This window comes from Lacibacterium aquatile (assembly GCF_042683105.1).
In the GTDB taxonomy this organism is placed as follows: Bacteria; Pseudomonadota; Alphaproteobacteria; order Elsterales; family Elsteraceae; genus Lacibacterium; species Lacibacterium aquatile.
Genome location: NZ_JBHUIP010000014.1, coordinates 321,473 through 339,367, shown reverse-complemented (window position 1 = coordinate 339,367; position 17,895 = coordinate 321,473). Strand labels below are relative to the sequence as shown.

The following is a 17,895-nucleotide window of genomic DNA, read 5'->3' as shown; positions in this document are numbered from 1 at the left end:
GTCCAGGTAGAACAAAACGTTCCTCTTGGTTAATAAAACGGCAGGTGTACGATGGCGGAAAACGATCCTTTCAAGACTCCCGGCGAGCAGAATCCGGAACAGGAGTCCGAAGAGGAAGGTCAGGCAACGGTTCAGCAGATGTTGGACAGCTCGTCCAACATGGACGAGGACCCGGACCCGACCAAACGTCTTGACGCCCGCGAGCGCGCGGCCCCCGAGGGGACGACGAACCGCCAGGCCAATATGGATGCCTTCGGCAATAACCATAGCGGCCTTGATGCAACCTTCGAAGGCGCCCCTCTGCCGGATGGCACCCCCCAGGTCTATACGGTCGAGCCCCTAGCGGAAACGCCCCCGATCGACACTGCTCCTGAGATTGGTGAGGTTCCGCCGCTGACCGTGCCGGAACCTGAAGCCGTTTCGCCACCCGCTGCCGAGCCTTTTGAACAGAATTTCCAGGAACCCAGCCTGCCGACTCCGGGTCCTGATCCCGTCTTCACGCTGCCCGACCTGCCCGCGCAGCCCGACGCACCTGCCCTCGTCGCCCAGGCTCTCGAAGAGCCGGAACTCGTCACGGTCAACGATGATGACCCCGACATCATCGACGAACCGGAACAGCCGCAGACCAAGGCCGATGCTCCGATTGCCACGGCGACAGCCGCCGAAGGTTACGAAGATGACGGCATTCCGCTCGATGTCACCGCGCAGATCAATGATCGCGATGGCGGCACCGAAACTCTGACCATCACGGTTGTCGGCCTGCCCGAAGGTGCCTCGCTCTCGGCTGGCACCAAGAATCCTGACGGTACCTGGACTCTGTCCCCCGCCGATCTCGATGGGCTGAAAGTCTTCCCGCCCGCGAATTCGGATGCCGACTTCACCCTCGACTTCCAGGTCACTTCGCGCGATCCCAACGGCACGACGGCCACCACCGTTGTCTCCGTGCCGGTCACGGTCGATGCGGTTGCCGATGCTCCAAACCTGACGGCTCAGGCTGCCCATGGTTCGGAAGACAGTGCCATTGCGCTCGATATCGCCAGCACCCTGAAGGACATCGACGGTTCGGAAACCCTGAGCCTGACCGTCACGATTCCCGACGGTTTCAACCTGTCGGCCGGTGTGCATAACCCGGACGGCACCTGGAGTCTGACTCCGGCCCAGCTCGTCGGTCTGACGGTCACGCCGCCCGCCGACTGGAGCGGCACGGTCGACATCAAGATCACCGCGACTGCGACCGAACATCCGACGGACAAGGAAATCCGCCTCGACAATAACGTCGCGACAACCACGACCACGGTCACGCTGACGGTCGATCCGCAGTCCGACACCCCGACCCTGACCGTCAAGGATTCGCAGGGTTACGAAGATCTCGACCAGGGCAGCATTCCGCTCAATATCGGCGTGGCCGGTGGTGAGGCTGATGAAACCGCCTGGGTTGTCATCTCGAATATTCCGGGCGGCGTCACCCTCAATCACGGCACCGTGATGCCTGATGGCAGCGTGAAGGTGTCTGCTGGCGATCTCGCCGATCTGAAGATCGTCGGTCTGCCCGCGAATTCCGATGCCGACTTCAATCTGACCGTCACGCCCTACAGCCAGGACGGCAATGCCGCTCCGCTCGCCGGCAAGGCACAGCAGGTCCATGTCACCATTGATGCGGTTGCCGACGCCCCGACTCTGTCTGCAGGCAACGTCACTGGCGACGAAGACAGCGCCATCGCGCTCGATATCAAGAGCGCGCTGACCGATACCGATGGTTCGGAAAGCCTCTCGATCACCATCACCGGCGTGCCGGATGGCGCCAGCCTGTCGGCAGGTACCAAGAACCCCGATGGTTCCTGGACCTTGACCCCGGCACAGCTCTCGGGCCTGACCGTCACCCCGCCGGAGAATTTCTCCGGCGACATCAAACTCGACATCACCGCCACCTCGACCGAAGGGGCGACTGGTTCGAACGAACTGACGCTTGCCAACAACACGGCCACCACCTCGACCTCGATCACCATCCACGTGGATCCGGTGTCGGATGCAGGCACGGTTACGGTCGGCAATGCCCAGGGTTATGAAGATCTCGACCAGGGCACCATCGCCCTCGACATCAAGGTCACCGGCGGTGAAACGGACGAGACAGCCTGGGTCGTCATTTCGGATATTCCCAATGGCGTCACGCTGAATCACGGCACCCCGGTTGCTGGCGGCATCAAGGTTTCGGCTGAAGATCTGGCTGATCTTAAGATCATCGGCCTGCCCGCGAATTCCGATACCGATTTCAACCTGACTGTCACGCCCTACAGCCAGGACGGCAATGCCGCTCCGATCGCTGGCAAGGCCGAACAGGTCCATGTAACCATCGACGCGGTTGCCGATGCCCCGACTCTGTCTGCAGGCAACTCGACCGGCGACGAAGACAGCGCCATCGCCCTCGACATCAAGAGCGCCCTGACCGACACCGATGGTTCGGAAAGCCTCTCGATCACCATCACCGGCGTGCCGGATGGCGCCAGCCTGTCGGCAGGCACCAAGAACCCCGATGGTTCCTGGACCCTGACCCCGGCGCAGCTCTCTGGCCTGACCGTCACCCCGCCGGAGAATTTCTCGGGCGACATCAAACTCGACATCACGGCCACCTCGACCGAAGGCGCGACAGGTTCGAACGAACTGACGCTTGCCAACAACACGGCCACCACCTCGACCTCCATCACCATCCATGTGGATGCAGTGTCGGACACCCCGACCCTGTCGGTCGACAATGCCCAAGGCTATGAAGATTTGGGCAGCGGTGCCATCGGCCTGAAGATCGACCTTGGCGCCGGTGATCCGGACGAAAACGCCTGGGTTGTCATCTCGGATATCCCGAATGGCGTTAGCCTGAACGTCGGCACTCTGCAGCCGGACGGCAGCGTGAAGGTGAATGCGGCCGATGTTGCAGGCCTGAAGATCGTTGGCCTGCCCGCCAACTCCGACGTCGACTTCAATCTGACCGTCACGCCCTACAGCCAGGATGGCAAGGCCACCCCGGCCGCGGGTGAAGCACAGCAGATCCATGTCACCATTGATGCCGTCGCCGACGCGCCGACCATCAAAGTCACGGGCGGCACCGGCACCGAAGACCAGCCGATCGACCTCAATATCTCGAACGCGCTGACCGATACCGACGGTTCGGAAACCCTCGGCCCGGTGGTTGTTACCGGCGTTCCCGAAGGCGCGACCTTGTCGTCGGGTACCTATAATCCGCAGGACAAGACCTGGACTGTCGCCCAGAGCGATCTGCCGGGCCTGAAGCTCAATCCGCCGAACGACTTCAATGGCACCATCGACCTGAAGTTCACGGTCACCTCGACCGAAGGCGCGACGGGTTCGCAGGAAATCACGATGGCCAATAATACGGCCAGCACCTCGACCTCGCTGACCGTCAAGATCATGCCGGATGCCGATGGCGGTAGCTTCACCGTCAACCACGGCACCGTGAATGTGAACGAAGACCTAGGTGCTGCCAGCAAGGGCGCAGGTCAGTCCGGCACCACGGGCGGTTATGCCAATGTAGCCGGCGACGAAGCAGCCTCGGGCGCCGTCGATATCTCGATGAATGTCTCGGCCGACAAGGGCAATGAAAGCGCCTTCGTCGTCGTGACCAATGTTCCAGCAGGCGTCAGCTTCAATCACACCGGCACCGCTTGGGGCGGCGGCATTAAGTTCACGGCTGCCGAAGCCGCCGATCTGAAGATCACGGGCCTGCCCGCGAATTCGGATGACGACTTCACGCTGAAGGTCGATGCCTATACCCAGGACAGCAACTCCCTGGGCACCGACTACAATAAGTTTGACAGCGGCGAGATCAAGGTCGGCGTCGATGCCGTTGCCGACGTGCCGAACCTTGGGACGAAGAACGCCAGCGTCAATGAAGATCCGACGGCCAACAGCGGCCGCTTCCAGGTCACCCTGGGCGCCTCGGTGCAGGATAATTCGGAAAGCCTGACCGTTCAGATCACCGGCGTGCCGGATGGCTTCAAGGTCTATAATTCGAACTCGGGCACCGGTCAGTGGACTCTGGTCGATGCGGAGACCGGCACCTGGGAACGCACCGTTCCGGCAGGCTCCAGCGCCGCAGCCGTGGGCTCGGTCTGGCTCGATCCGCCCCAGAACTACAACGGCAAATTCTCGATCGGCGTCAAGGCGACAGCGACCGAAGCCGGTGGCAACGACACCGATCTTTCGGACAATGTGTCGACCCGCAGCGGCACCCTGAATGTCGAAGTGAAGCCCCAGGCCGATACTGGCGCCCTGACCCTGACCTACACCGCGCCCGAACTGCGCGAAGATATGGGTAAGGCCTCCAACGGCTATGACGACGCCAATGTCACCGGCGGCATGGCCGATGGTATCGGCGCAGGCGGTCAGGCAGCAGTCGACTTCCCGATCAATGTCTCGACCAGCGTTGCGGGCGAAGTTCCCTTCGTCCTGATCTCGAACGTGCCGGATGGCGTAGTTCTGAGCCCGACGGGCGTCTGGACCACCATCAATGGCGTGCCCGGCTTCAAGTTCACCGCTGAACAGGCCGCCGACCTGCAGATCACGGGGCTGCCCGCGAACTCGGATGCTGATTTCACGCTGCAGATCCGCTCCGGCGCTGTCGATGCCAAGGACGGCATGTCGCACACCGGCCTCGGCCCGGTGCAGAATGTCACCATCAAGGTCGACGCCGTCGCCGACGTCCCGACCCTGGTGGTCAAGGATGTGTCCACCAATGAAGATAGCGGCGCCATCGATATCAGTGGCGCGATCAAGGCCGATCTGACCGACAAGGATGGTTCGGAAACCCTGTCCGTCACCATCGACGGCGTGCCGGACGGCTATCATCTGGAAATCGGCGGTCGCACCGTGACCCCGAATGCCGATGGCAGCTATACCCTGTCGCAGGGCGATCTCGCCAGCATCGGCGGCGGAACGAAGCTGACCCTCGTCGGCGACAATTCCAAGGTCAACTGGAGCGGTGACTTCGATATCTCGGTCAAGGCAACCTCGACCGAAGGTAATTCGAACGAGACCCACAAGTCCGACAATACCGCGACCCGTTCGGACAGCTTCACCGTCCATGTGGACTCGGTGGCTGACGCGCCGACCCTCACCCTGCCGACGCAGGTGGTGGGCGACGAAGACACCAAAATCCACCTCGATATCGGTGGCATGCTGAGCGACAAGGACGGTTCGGAATATCTGACCATCGATCTGGGCGGCATGCCGGCTGGCACCAAGCTCTATTACACCGACGAGAATGGTGTGGAGCATGAGGCCGTTGGCGTCACCAAGGGCGACAAGGTCTATTTCGACGACGTGCCCTTCAAGTCCGGTCATACCGACATCTCGGTCCTGCCGCCGCCCAACAGCGACGAAGAATTCACTGTCGATGTGACGCTGACCTCGAACGAAACGCCGAACAGCCCGCTCAACAACACCGCCAACGACAAGGCGTCGGTGTCGGGCAAGATCCAGGTGAAGGTCGACGCGGTTGCCGATCAGGTCGCCTTCGAGATCAAGGGCGTCAGCGAGCATGAAGCCAAGATCGATGCCGATAGCGGCAGCGTTGCGCTTAATATCGAAGCCAAACTGACCGACACGGACGGCTCGGAAACCATCACCTCGATCGTGATCGGCCGCGTGCCGGAGGGCATGCAGCTCTCCGCCGGTACCCTGACCGGCGTCGAAGTCATCGACGGCAAGGTCTATACGACCTGGACAATGACCCCGGACGAGGCAAAGACCGTCAAGCTGGAAGGGGTTCCGACCCACTTCTCGAGCCCGCATGACGGCCAGATCCCGCTGACCGTTTCGGCGGTCACGCTGGAAGACGACAATAAGGACACCGCCACCACGACGATCGACTTCATCGTCGACATCAAGCCGAGCGTGGATAACTTCAACGCCAGCGGCGGCGGTACCGGCAACGAAGACACGGATATTCCGCTGACCATCAATCCGGGCCTCGTCGACAACGACGGGTCTGAAAAAATCGTCGGTACCGTTTATCTGAACGGCGTGCCGGACGGTGCGATCCTGAAGGTCAACGGCACGGAGATCCATCCGAACAGCGATGGTTGGTACGCCATCGATGCCAAGGATGTCGGTCATATCACGGTGCGTCCGCCCCAGGACAGCAACGAAGACTTCAATCTCGATCTGAAGCTGACCGTTGCCGAAACCTACAAGGATGGCTCCGTCGTCCCGGGCCAGAGCAAGGAAGTCACGGTTCCCGGCGGCATTAAGGTCGATGTCATCGGCGTTGCTGACGAACCGACCGTGGTTGCAGCCGACTCCAGTGGCAACGAAGGCGAAGCCATCCAGCTCGACCTCGACGGCAAGCTGGGCGAAGTCGGCGCCGGTGCGGACGGATCGGAATCGATCCATTACATCATCGGCGGCATGCCGGACCTGCTTAACGAAGGCGACACCAGCCACGACTTCCTGTCGCTGGCCGATGGAGCCCCTGCAAGCGCCGTGCTGTTCAACAACGGCGACGGCACCTGGACCGTGTCCAAGGAAGCCCTGCCCTACGTGCAGTACACCACCTACAGCGTAGCCGACGGCACGACCGAGGTTGCCCATCTCACCATCACCCCGGTGGTGGTCGAGAATGATGCGAACCTTGCCCAGGGCGATGCGTCGGTCGGCGTGCTGATCGGCAATCCGGTTCCCTACGACGTCTCCGTCAAGGCAGGCACAGGCCCCGGCACCGGCGGTCCGGGCAACGAGCCCCCGACCGAAGATCCGATCGGCTACAACCTGACCGACATCAAGGCCGGCACGGAAGATCATCCGACCACCGCGTCGCTGACGCTGGTCGGCACCCCGAACGGCGACGAGCATGTCTCGGTGGTTCTGACCGTGGCTCCGGGAACCAAGATTACCGGCGTGCCGGGTGTGTCCGAGGTCTATTACCTGGGCAACAACAAGTTCGCCGTGCACCTCAACGACCCGAACAACGGCGTCGACGCGATCAACATCTACCCGCCGGCCGACTTCGCGGGCGACCTGCCGGTCCAGGCCAATACGGTCACGACCTATGGCAATGGCCAATCCTCGGTCTATAAGGGTGATACGACGGGCGTGCCCTTCACCCCCGATGCCGATGCCCCCAGTGTTGGTGGCGCCGGTGGTTCCGGGACCGAAGACACCAAGATCCATCTGGATCTGTCGGCCAGCGTTACCGATACCGACGGTTCGGAACATATTTCGGCAGTCTATCTGTCGAATATCCCCGAAGGTTCGACGGTCTATGTCAATGGCGTGGCGGTTCAGCCGGGCTCCGATGGTAAGATCGCGATCAACCCGGCCGACATCGGCAAGGTCGATCTGCTGCCGCCGGATGATTTCTCCGGCAAGCTGAGCCTGACCCTGACGGCGGTTTCGGAAGATCAGGTAACGGCAGGCGGCAAGGTCCATACCGACCATGCCTCCAGCAGCACCACGATCAACGTCAATGTGAAGGCCGAAGCCGACGTTCCGACGCTCGATGCACCGAGCGTGATCAACGGCTCCGAAGACAGCGGGCTTGCCATCGGCGGCGCGCTTGGCATCGGCGGCAAGCTCAACGACACCGACGGGTCGGAAGTGCTTTCCTATTCGATCAAGGTCGAAGCCAGCGATTGGCCGGAAGGCGCGTACTTCTCGACCGGCAGCGACGGCGGCCTGGTCACCGAAGGCGGCATCACCTATCACGTCTGGACCTTCTCGCCCGGTCAGATGGCCTCTGCCGAACTGAAGTTCACCGGCAACTACCAGGGCTTCAACGGCGACATCCCGCTGCAGGTCACGGCCAACAGCATCGAAAAGAGCAACGCCAGCGCTGCCCACAGCCCGACCCAGACGGTCGTGCTGCATGTGGAAGCCGTGGCCGATGCTTACACGGTCGAGCTGAAGGATCAGGCAGGCAACGTCGCAACTGGCACCACGGTGAACGAGGACTCTGCAGCCAGCTTCTCGGTCTCGCCGACCATCGACAGCCATCAGCAGTACAAGACCGAAGGTTTCAGCTTCGACGTCACGGGCGTTCCGGCCGGTGCCAAGGTCTTCTACATCGATGCATCGGGTAAGCAGCATGAGCTGACCGGCACCACGGCAGCCGACGGTACCCTGGTCTTCACCGGCCTCAAGGCCGATCAGACCAATCTGCAGGTGCTGCCGCCCGCGAACAGCGACGACGATTTCCAGGTGACGGTCACGACCCACGCGACCGAAGCCAACGGCGACAAGGCGAGCACCGTCAATCACTTCGATGTGACCGTGAACGCCGTTGCCGATGCTCCGGTGATGAGCGCCAGCACGGTGGCCGGTGACGAGGATGGCAAGATCGCCCTCGACATCAATGCCAGCTTTGCCGACAAGGACGGCTCCGAGACGCAGCAGTTGCGCATCGGTTCGATCCCGGCCGGTTCGAAGATCTGGGTCGGCGGCATCGAGATGGCGATCGATAATGGGACGGTCACGATCCCGGCGGATCAGATCGGCAATATCCAGTTCCAGGCGCCGGAGAATTTCCACGGCCAGATCCGTCTGAGCGTGGAAGGCACTTCGACCGAAAACGCGAATGGCTCCACGGCCAGCTCCTCGACCACGCTCACCATCAATGTCGCTTCGGTGAACGACGATCCGACCGGTGCTGATAAGTCTATCAGCATGAGCGAGGATGGTTCGCGTACCTTCAATGCCTCCGACTTTGGCTTCGCCGATGTGGATACCGGCGACACGATGGCCGGTGTGCGTATCGACAGCCTGCCCGATCACGGTCAGCTGATGCTCAATGGTGCCGCAATCACCGCAGGTACCGTCGTGTCGGCTGCCGATATCGGCAAGCTGGTCTTTACGCCGGGTGCAGACGAAAATGGCGTGGGTTATGCCTCCTTCGCCTTCTCGGTCCAGGACAACCACGGCGCCTTCTCCAAATCACCGAACACCATCAGCTTCGATGTGGCGGCGGTGAATGACGCTCCGGTGATTGCTGCCGGTGCACCGGGTGAAGGGACGCTGGAAGTCAGCGGTGCCAGCGCGACCTATCAGGTTGCTGTTGCCCCGGCCGTGTCGGTCAGCGATATCGACAGCCCCTATCTCTCCAACGCCAACATCACCATCGGTAATGGCTTTACCGAAGGCGACAAGCTGGAGATCGGTGGCTACACGATCGGTGCTGATGGTTCGATCGGCGATACCGGCATCAAGATCGTGGGCGGCGGCTTCGACCCCGTCACCCACAGCCTGAAGCTGGAAGGCGATGCGAGCCCCGACGTCTATGAAGACGTGCTGTCCTCGATCCATCTGACCCCGGCGGGTGCGGGCAACCGCGCCATCAACTTCGAGGTCAGCGACGGCGAGCTCTCCGGTTCGGCTACCACCAATGTCGCGATCTCGTCGGATGTCTTCGGCACCGACACCGGCGACGGTGTCACGATGGTCGGCGGCTTCTACGATGCGCTGAGCGGTAACGACACGGTTGTCGGCACCGGTGGTAACGACATCATCCTGGGCGGCGACGGTAACGATCTGCTGATGGGCGGTGCCGGGAACGACACGCTGGTTGGCGGCAACGGCGACGATACGCTTATCGGTGGGCCGGGCAACGACCACGCCATCGGCGGTGCCGGGAACGATGTCTTCATCTACGCCAAGGGTGACGGCAACGACACCTTCGACGGTGGTGTCGGCGACAATATGCTGTTCCTCCAGGATGTCGGCGCGCCCGGCGACTGGACGGTCTATGTGGACGGTCAGGCCGTCGATATGACAGGTGCGGACAGCTTGAGCTTCCAGGAAGCGGTCTCCGGCGCGGTCGTCTTCAGCGACGGTTCGGAAATGCAGTTCCACGACATCCAGAAGATCGAGTGGACTTGATAGCACTGGCTAGAAAAGCCCCCGTCCTTGCCCTCCTTCTGGGGGGCTTGGCGGGGGTTTTTTCTTTGGCGACAGCGAGTTGGGCTCAGGCGCCTTCTCAAGCGACGGGGAAAAAGGCGAGCCAGAAGGAAAGCTTGGAAATCCTCTCCTTCCGGCCCCCTCTCCGGGCGCCGAATGTGACAGGCCCCGAGCAGCCTGTGGGCATGCAACCCAAGGAATGGCCCTGGACGTCAATCGGGAAGATCAATATCGACAGTGTGGGCCATTGCACGGGCGCCCTGATCGAATCAGATCTCATCCTGACAGCGCGACATTGCCTTGATAATCCGCGCACCAAACGTCTGGTCACCCCCCGGCAGGTGTTTTTCCTGGCGGGTTACGCGCGGGGCGAATTTGCCGAGCGAATTGCCATCGATCATTTCGAATTATCGACCCTGCCCGACCCAACAGCCGACTACGCCCACAATGATGATTGGGCATTGCTGAGATTAAGCCGGAAAAGCAAACTTACGCCGATCCCTCTGGCGCTTTTGGATATGGAAACCATTCAGCGTTATGCGGTCGAAGGCGTTCGTTTTTTCCGGATCGGCTATCCCCGGGAACGCCCCCACATGATGCGGGTACAGCCGGGTTGCCAGATCGCTGGAACGACCAGCGACTGGCGGGCTGTCATGTTCGATTGCAATGTCATGACCGGAGAGTCAGGTGGTCCGGTCCTGATGGAATGCGGTGGCCATTGGCGGCTTGTCGCCATGACAACCCAGTATCTCTCTCTGAATCGTCAGGCAATGTCTTTTGGCATTATTCCTAATGTCGCTGAACTTGGTGTCGCTAGCCAGGCGGCCGTCTGCCCCACGGAATAATACCTCCGTCATCCAGGGGCGTTATCCGTTCTCTCCAGCAGATTTCGGAGGATGGAAAGATCCTCGGGTCAAGCCCGAGGATGACGATATCATGGTCGATCAGGATTAAGGCCGATCAGGCCGCCACCTCGTCCGGGATCACGGCGGTGCATTCGATCTCGACACGGGCTTCGGCTTCGATGAGGGCGGAAACCTCGACAGCTGTCATGACGGGGAAATGTTTCCCCATCACGGCGCGATAGACGGCGCCAAGCTCCTTCAGACCCGCCAGATATTCGGTGCGGTCGACCACATACCAGGTCATGCGGGCGATATGTTCGGGGCGGCCGCCAGCTTCAGCCAGCACGGCCACGATGTTGCGCAGGGCCTGTTCGGCCTGCCCCGCGAAGTCCTTGACCTGGAAGCTCTCGTTCGCGTCCCAGCCGATCTGGCCGCCGATGAAAACCAGCGTGCCGCGGGCGGCGATGCCGTTGGAATAGCCGCGCGGCTTTTTCCAGGTCGGGGGCTGAAGGAACTGCATCGATTCTCTACCTCGTAACGGAAATCTAAGACGCCACGCTCTCGGCGGGTGCCCATTGCTGGATGTGCTGTTTAAGATCGTCCGGCCAGGGCCGGGATTTCATTGTGGTGAGATCGACCAGAACCAGACTTGCTTCCGCACTCACGCTCGGAAGTTGGCCCTTGATCGCCGCCAGCACGGCGATATCAACCGACCGATCCGACAGTCGTTTCACCGACAGGCCGAATTCCACCTCGTCGCCCAGCCGCAAGGGGCTGTGGAACTTGAGGTTTATCTTGGCCGTCGGGACGCCCAGCCCCGCCTCCAAATGCATGCGCTTATAGGGCCAGCCCATATGGCCGAACCAATCCTCCTGCACCTCGTGAATCAGGGTCACGAGTTGGGGATAGAAGGCGATGCCCGCCGCATCGCAATGGGCGAAGCGAATGGTCTTGTGACTGTGAAAGATCGGAACGCTCATGGCTCAGACCCCTAGATACCGTGTCCAGACCTCCCGGTCCTGCGACAGTAACGCCGAAGATCCGGTCCAGGCGACACGCCCACGTTCCAAAATTGTATGACCATCGGCCAGCGGCAGCAGTTTCTCGACATATTTATCGATCACCAGGATCGACTGACCCGCAGACTTCAAGGTGGCAAGGCAGCGCCAGATCTCCTCACGGATCAGGGGCGCCAAGCCTTCGGTTGCCTCGTCCAAGATCAGCAGGTGCGGATTGGTCATCAGGGCGCGGCCGATGGCCAGCATCTGCTGCTCGCCGCCCGACAGCTGGTTTCCCATGTTGGAGAGGCGCTGGCCCAGGCGCGGCAGGAAGGCGATGACCTTGTCGAAAGTCCAGGGATCTTGGCTACCTGCCCGGTTCCCGGCGAAGGCGGTCAGGTTCTCGCGCACCGACAGGTTCGGGAAAATCTGACGACCTTCCGGCACGACGGCGAGGCCCTGGCGCGCGATGGCTTCGGGTGTGAGGCCCGCGATCTCCTTGCCCGCAAAGCGGATCGAACCGCCGCGCACAGGCAGCAGGCCGGTCAGACATTTGATCGTCGTGGTCTTGCCCATGCCGTTCCGTCCCAGCAAGGCAGCGACATTCCCCTGGGCCAGCGCCAGATCGATACCGAACAGGACTTCGGCCGAGCCGTAACCAGCGTGGAGATCGGATATTTCCAGCAAGGCGCTCATATCGCCTCCTCGCCCAGATAGGCGCGCTTCACATCATCGTCGTTGCGGATCGCATCGGGCAAACCGCTGGCGATCACCTTACCCGCCACCAGCACCGATATCCGGTCCGACAGGCGGAAGACCGCCGCCATGTCATGTTCGACCAGCAGGAGGCTGTAGCGCCCTTTTAGGGCCTGCAACTGTTCGGTCAGCCGCTCGGATTCCGAGGGGCCGAGGCCTGCCATCGGCTCGTCCAGCAGCAGCAGGCGGGGTGCCGTGGCCAGCGCCATCGCGATCTCCACCAGCCGCTGTTCGCCATGGGACAGATCGCCGGTGATGCGGTCACCCAGGGCAGCCATATCGAGGCTCGCCAGGATCGCGGCGGCTTCGTCGGTCAGCGCCTTTTCAGATTGTACCGGCTGCCAGAAACGGAAGCTGGAGCCAGAGCGTGCCTGGACCGCCAGCGCAACGGCATCCCGCACCCGCCAGGTCTTATAGAGGTTCGTGATCTGGAAAGAGCGCACGATGCCGCGACCGACCCGCCGATGAATCGGCAGGCCCGTGATCGCTTGCCCATCGAAATGGATCGCCCCGGCGCTGGGCTTCAGCGACCCAGCGATCTGGGAGAGCAGCGTGGTCTTGCCTGCGCCATTGGGGCCGATCAGCCCGTGGATCTCGCCTGCCGCCACCTCAAGCCAGCAATCGTCGGTCGCGGTGATGCCGCCGAAGCGCTTGACGAGGCCTTCGACCTTCAGGATCGCGCTCATGCCTGCACCCTCTTCAGCATGCCGAGCGCACCGGAGATGCCCTGCCTTGCCACCAACACTACGGTCAGCAGAACGGCGGCAAGGCCGACCTGCCAATAGAGGGTGAATTCAGCGAACGCTTCCTCGATCCCCAGCACGGCGAGCGCGCCCCAGAAGCCGCCCCAGCGCGCGCCGACGCCGCCCAAGATCACCATGATCAGCAGATGGCCTGACTGGTGCCAGGACAGGAGGCTGGGCGAGACGAAGCCATTCAGGTTCGCCAGCAGCATCCCTGCGAGCCCGGCCAAAGCGCCGCCGATGGCAAAACACGCCAGCTGATAGCGGAAGACCGGCACGCCGATGGCGCCAGTGCGGCCTTCGTTATCGCGGATTGCCTGGATGACCCGGCCGAACCGCGCATGCTCGACCCGGAACAGGAACCAGAAGGCCAGCGCCACCAACACCGCAACGGTGAAATAGAGGCTAAGCGGATCTTTCAAGTTCAAGGGACCAAGGCTGCCCCGCAGCGGCAGCGTCAAACCATCGTCCCCGCCATAGGCACGCAGGGAAACCGCGAGGTAATAGACCATCTGGGCAAAGGCCAGGGTGATCATGATGAAATAGACGCCGCGCGTGCGCAGGCTGATCGCCCCGACAATCGCGGCGGCAATCCCGGCGACCGCAACCGCGACTAGCAGCATGACGATCAGGTTGGTCTGGCCCGAAGCGACCAGGATCCCGGCGGCATAGGCCCCGATCCCGAAGAACGCCGCCTGTCCGAAGCAGACCATGCCGCCATAGCCGACGACAAAATTCAGACTGGCCGCCGCCAGGGCGAAGATCAGCACCCGGGTCAGGAAGTTCAGATAAAAGTCGCCGCCCAGCGCCAGGGCGCCAAAGGGCAGCACGGCCAGCAGGAGCAGGGGTAGATAGCGTGTCATCCCCCTACCCTCGCGCCGGGAAAAGGCCACGTGGCTTCACGACCAGGATCGCCGCCATCAGCACATAGATCAGGATCGAAGCGATGGCCGGGCCAACCGAGCTGGCAATCTCGCGGCTAGCGATCTGGCGCAGCAGCAGCGGCAGCAGCGCACGCCCGGCGGTATCGATGACCCCCACCAGCAGCGCGCCCACCAGGGCGCCCCGGATGGAGCCGATGCCGCCGATGACAATCACGACGAAGGCCAGGATCAGGATGCTCTCGCCCATGCCGACCTGCACGGCGAGCAGCGGACCGAGCAGACCGCCCGCCAGCGCGCAGAGAGCGGCGCCGATGCCGAAGACGGCGGTAAACAGCGTGCCGATCTTGACGCCCATCACCCGCGCCATATCGGGATTGCTGGCCCCGGCGCGCACATGGGCGCCCAGCCTTGTATGGACCACCAGCACATAGAGCAACACGGCGACGGCAACGCCCGCACCGATGATCAGCAGGCGATAAGCCGGATAATTGAAGCCTGGGAAAATCTCGACCGGCCCGTTGAGCGACTCAGGCAGGGAGATGGACAACGGGGTGCGGCCCCAGAGCATCGAGACGATCTCGTTCGCCAGCAGCACCAGCGCGAAGGTCGCCAGCACCTGGGAGAGATGATCCCGTCGATAGAGTTTTCGTAAGAGCACGACCTCCAGCGCCATACCGACGGCGGCTGTAACCGGGATCGCCAGGGCAAGACCGCCCCAGAAACTGCCGGTCCAGGTAACAAAGGTCGCGGTGAAATAGGCCCCGACCATATAGAGCGAGCCATGGGCGAGGTTGATCATGTCCATGATGCCGAACACGAGCGTCAGCCCGGCGGCCAGCAGGAACAGCATCAACCCGAACTGCACCCCGTTCAGCACCTGGGCGAGAATCAGCGTCGAAGGCAAGGTCTGGATCTTTCACAAACCGAAGGGAAAGCGCCCCGCCCGTAGCCGGGCGGGGCAGGCAGATCAGCCAGCGGAGGCCATCTTGCAGTTCACCGCATAGGCGTCCTTATGGTCCTTGAAGATCGGACCGACCAGCTTGTTGGTCAGCTTGCCGTCGGCACCCTTCACCACTTCACGCAGGTAGTAGTCCTGGATCGGGTAATGGTTGGTGTTGAAGGCCATCTTGCCACGCACCGAGTCGAACTTGGCGGCTTCCAGAGCCTTCTGAACGGCGGCCTTATCCTTCAGATCCGGCACACTCTGGATGGCCGAGCCGATCAGCAGGGCAGCATCATACCCCTGGCTGGCATAGAGGCTGGGCTTGCGGTTGTAGGCCTTCTGGAATTCCTCGACGAACTTCTTGTTCTGCGCATTGTCGAGTTCGAGGGCCCAATGGGTCGAGTTCATGATGCCGGTTTCGGTACCCGACAGGCCGCGCAGCACGTCCTCGTCCGCCGAGAAGCCCGGAACGAAGAGCGGCAGGGTCTTCAGCAAACCGGCCGAGCCATACTGCTTGATGAAGCTGATGCCCATGCCGCCCGGCAGGAACATGAAGACGGCGTCGGCGCCCGAAGCCTGGATCTGGGCGATTTCGGCGGCATAATCGAGCTGACCGAGCTGGGTATAGATCTCGTCGACAACCTGGCCCTTGTAGAAGCGCTTGAAGCCGTTGAGCGAATCCTTGCCCGCCGGATAGTTCGGGGCGAGCAACGCGACCTTCTTCACGCCCTTGGACTGGACGTGCTGGCCCATCGCCTCATGCAGATTGTCGTTCTGCCAGGCGGCATTGAAGAAATAGGGATTGCACTGGGCGCCGGCATATTCCGACGGACCGGCGTTGGTCGAGACATAGAAGGTCTTGCTGTCGAACACCGCTTGACCAACGGCCAGCATGAGGTTCGAGAAGACGATACCGGTCAGGAAGTCGACATTGTCGCGCTTCACCAGCTTTTCGACCGCCTGCTGGGTCACGTCGGGCTTCTGCTGATCGTCCGCGGTCATGAGGTCGATGGTCTTGCCGCCCAGCTTGCCACCGTTCAGCTTCACCGCCAGCTCGAAACCGTCCTTAATGTCGACGCCCAGGCCAGCGCCCGGACCCGACAGGGTGGTGACGAGGCCGATCTTCACATTCTGAGCCATTGCCGGAGCAGCCAATACCGCGAGGGCGACACCAGCCGTCAAAGTCGCTTTCATACTCATGGTTCCCTAGTCTCCCGTTGAAGCGATCCCGACCGATCTTCTAGACGCCGGTCTGGTCCCGCAGTTTGAAGCGTTGCAGTTTTCCTGTCTCTGTTTTTGGCAGCACATCGCGAAATTCGATGGCGCGGGGATATTTATAGGGGGCAATCGTCGCCTTCACATGCTCCTGAAGCGTCTTGACGAGGGCCTCGCTCGCAGCTTCCCCGGACTTCAGGACCACGAAGGCTTTCACGATCTGGCCGCGCTCGCCATCTGCGACGCCGATCACGGCGCATTCGCTGACCGCAGGATGGCCCAGCAGCACATTCTCCACCTCGATGCCTGCGATATTGTAGCCAGCCGAGACGATCATGTCGTCGGTGCGGGACTGAAAGAAGAAATAACCGTCGCTATCCTTCAGGTAGGCATCGCCGGTCAGGTTCCAGCCGTTCTTCACATAATTGCGCTGGCGATCGTCGGCGAGATACCGACAGCCGGTCGGACCACGTACGGCCAGGCGCCCCACCTCGCCCACCGGGACCTCGTTGAACTCCTGGTCGACGATCTTGGCCTCATAACCGGGGATCGGCTTGCCGGTGGCACCGGGACGAGCCTCGCCCGGCTTATGGCTGATGAAGATATGCAGCATTTCTGTCGCGCCGATGCCGTCGATCATCTCGATCCCGCTGGCTTTTTTCCAGGCGGCACGAATAGCGGCAGGTAAGGCTTCACCGGCAGAAACGCAGGCGCGTAGGCTGGAGATATCGATACCGTCGGCCGCCTGCGCCATCAGACGATAGAAGGTCGGGGCGGTGAAAGTCACCGTCGCCTTATAATCGCGGATCGCCTCCAGCAGGCTTTGGGGCGTATAGCGCTCGATCAGCACGCTTGCCGCCCCATAGCGCCAGGGAAACAGCACGAGACCGCCAAGCCCGAAGGTGAAGGCCAGCGGCGGGGTACCGATGAAGATATCGTCGGCGCGGGTTTCCAGCATCGAGCGCGGAAAACCGTCGCAGATCACCATCACATCGCGATGGAAATGCATGGTGCCCTTGGGAACACCCGTGGTGCCGGAGGTAAAGGCGATCAGCGCCAGATCCTCGGCATAGGTTTCCACCGGCGGGAGCGGCTGCTTGCCCGCGGCCTTGGCTTCCACCTCCGCGAAATTCAGCGTCTTCACGGTCGAGGTCGTAGGGGCAAGCGCCTCCATCAGTTCGGGATGGGCAAGCGCGTGGGTGACCTTGGCCTTGGCAATGACGGGGGCAAGATCGGCGGCCCGCAACAACGGCATGGTCGCGACCGCAATGGCACCGGCCTTGAGGATCCCCAGCCAGCAGGCGGCCATCAGCTTGCAGTTCGGCCCATGCAGCAGCACGCGGTTGCCCGGCACCACCCCCATATCCTCCACCAGCACGGCGGCGATGCGGGAGGAGAGATCATCCATCTGCCCGAAGGTCGTACGTCCGGCCTTGTCGATGACGGCGATGCGATCCTTGAAGGCCGGATTGCCGATCAGCTCGACGGCGGCATTCAGTTTCTCGGGATATTGGAATTCCGGGCGGTCGAGCAGGAAGACCGGCTGCTGGTCGGCAGGGGGCAGATTGTCTTTTGCGAAAGTATCGATATGTGCCGTTGCCATCCCACCCCAAC

At 62.0% G+C, this 17,895-nt stretch carries 10 protein-coding genes; 2 read left to right on the top strand and 8 right to left on the bottom strand.

Annotation, left to right across the window (positions count from 1 at the left end; translation table 11 throughout):
- The first annotated feature begins 51 nt into the window (after positions 1-51).
- The gene (locus tag ACFSM5_RS18650; RefSeq protein WP_379878082.1) at positions 52-9,879 is read left to right on the top strand and encodes a hypothetical protein; all 9,828 of its coding nucleotides are present in this window, start codon (positions 52-54) and stop codon (positions 9,877-9,879) included.
- A gap of 203 nt (positions 9,880-10,082) precedes the next feature.
- The gene (locus ACFSM5_RS18645) at positions 10,083-10,742 is read left to right on the top strand and encodes a trypsin-like serine peptidase (protein WP_379878080.1); all 660 of its coding nucleotides are present in this window, start codon (positions 10,083-10,085) and stop codon (positions 10,740-10,742) included.
- Positions 10,743-10,857: 115 nt separating this feature from the next.
- Here ACFSM5_RS18645 and ACFSM5_RS18640 read toward each other — a convergent pair whose 3' ends face one another.
- The 8 genes from ACFSM5_RS18640 to ACFSM5_RS18605 all read right to left on the bottom strand — a co-directional run bounded on the left by ACFSM5_RS18640 (position 10,858) and on the right by ACFSM5_RS18605 (position 17,884).
- The gene (locus ACFSM5_RS18640; protein WP_379878078.1) at positions 10,858-11,262 is read right to left on the bottom strand and encodes a RidA family protein; all 405 of its coding nucleotides are present in this window, start codon (positions 11,260-11,262) and stop codon (positions 10,858-10,860) included.
- A gap of 25 nt (positions 11,263-11,287) precedes the next feature.
- Entirely contained in the window at positions 11,288-11,722 is a 435-nt protein-coding gene (locus ACFSM5_RS18635; protein WP_379878077.1) for an acyl-CoA thioesterase, read from the bottom strand.
- A gap of 3 nt (positions 11,723-11,725) precedes the next feature.
- Positions 11,726-12,436, bottom strand: coding sequence for an ABC transporter ATP-binding protein (locus tag ACFSM5_RS18630; protein ID WP_379878075.1), 711 nt, complete (start codon positions 12,434-12,436; stop codon positions 11,726-11,728).
- Positions 12,433-13,182, bottom strand: coding sequence for an ABC transporter ATP-binding protein (locus ACFSM5_RS18625; protein WP_379878073.1), 750 nt, complete (start codon positions 13,180-13,182; stop codon positions 12,433-12,435). Before ACFSM5_RS18625 ends, ACFSM5_RS18630 begins: the two co-directional genes overlap by 4 nt.
- Positions 13,179-14,102, bottom strand: coding sequence for a branched-chain amino acid ABC transporter permease (locus tag ACFSM5_RS18620; RefSeq protein WP_379878072.1), 924 nt, complete (start codon positions 14,100-14,102; stop codon positions 13,179-13,181). Before ACFSM5_RS18620 ends, ACFSM5_RS18625 begins: the two co-directional genes overlap by 4 nt.
- 4 nt (positions 14,103-14,106) lie before the next feature.
- Positions 14,107-15,027 (bottom strand): branched-chain amino acid ABC transporter permease, encoded by a 921-nt coding sequence (locus ACFSM5_RS18615; protein ID WP_379878070.1) that lies wholly within the window; start codon positions 15,025-15,027, stop codon positions 14,107-14,109.
- 63 nt (positions 15,028-15,090) lie between these two features.
- The gene (locus ACFSM5_RS18610) at positions 15,091-16,266 is read right to left on the bottom strand and encodes an ABC transporter substrate-binding protein (RefSeq protein ID WP_379878069.1); all 1,176 of its coding nucleotides are present in this window, start codon (positions 16,264-16,266) and stop codon (positions 15,091-15,093) included.
- 40 nt (positions 16,267-16,306) lie between these two features.
- On the bottom strand, positions 16,307-17,884 hold the full coding sequence (locus ACFSM5_RS18605; RefSeq protein ID WP_379878068.1) for an AMP-binding protein: 1,578 nt from the start codon (positions 17,882-17,884) through the stop codon (positions 16,307-16,309).
- Positions 17,885-17,895: the final 11 nt, after the last annotated feature.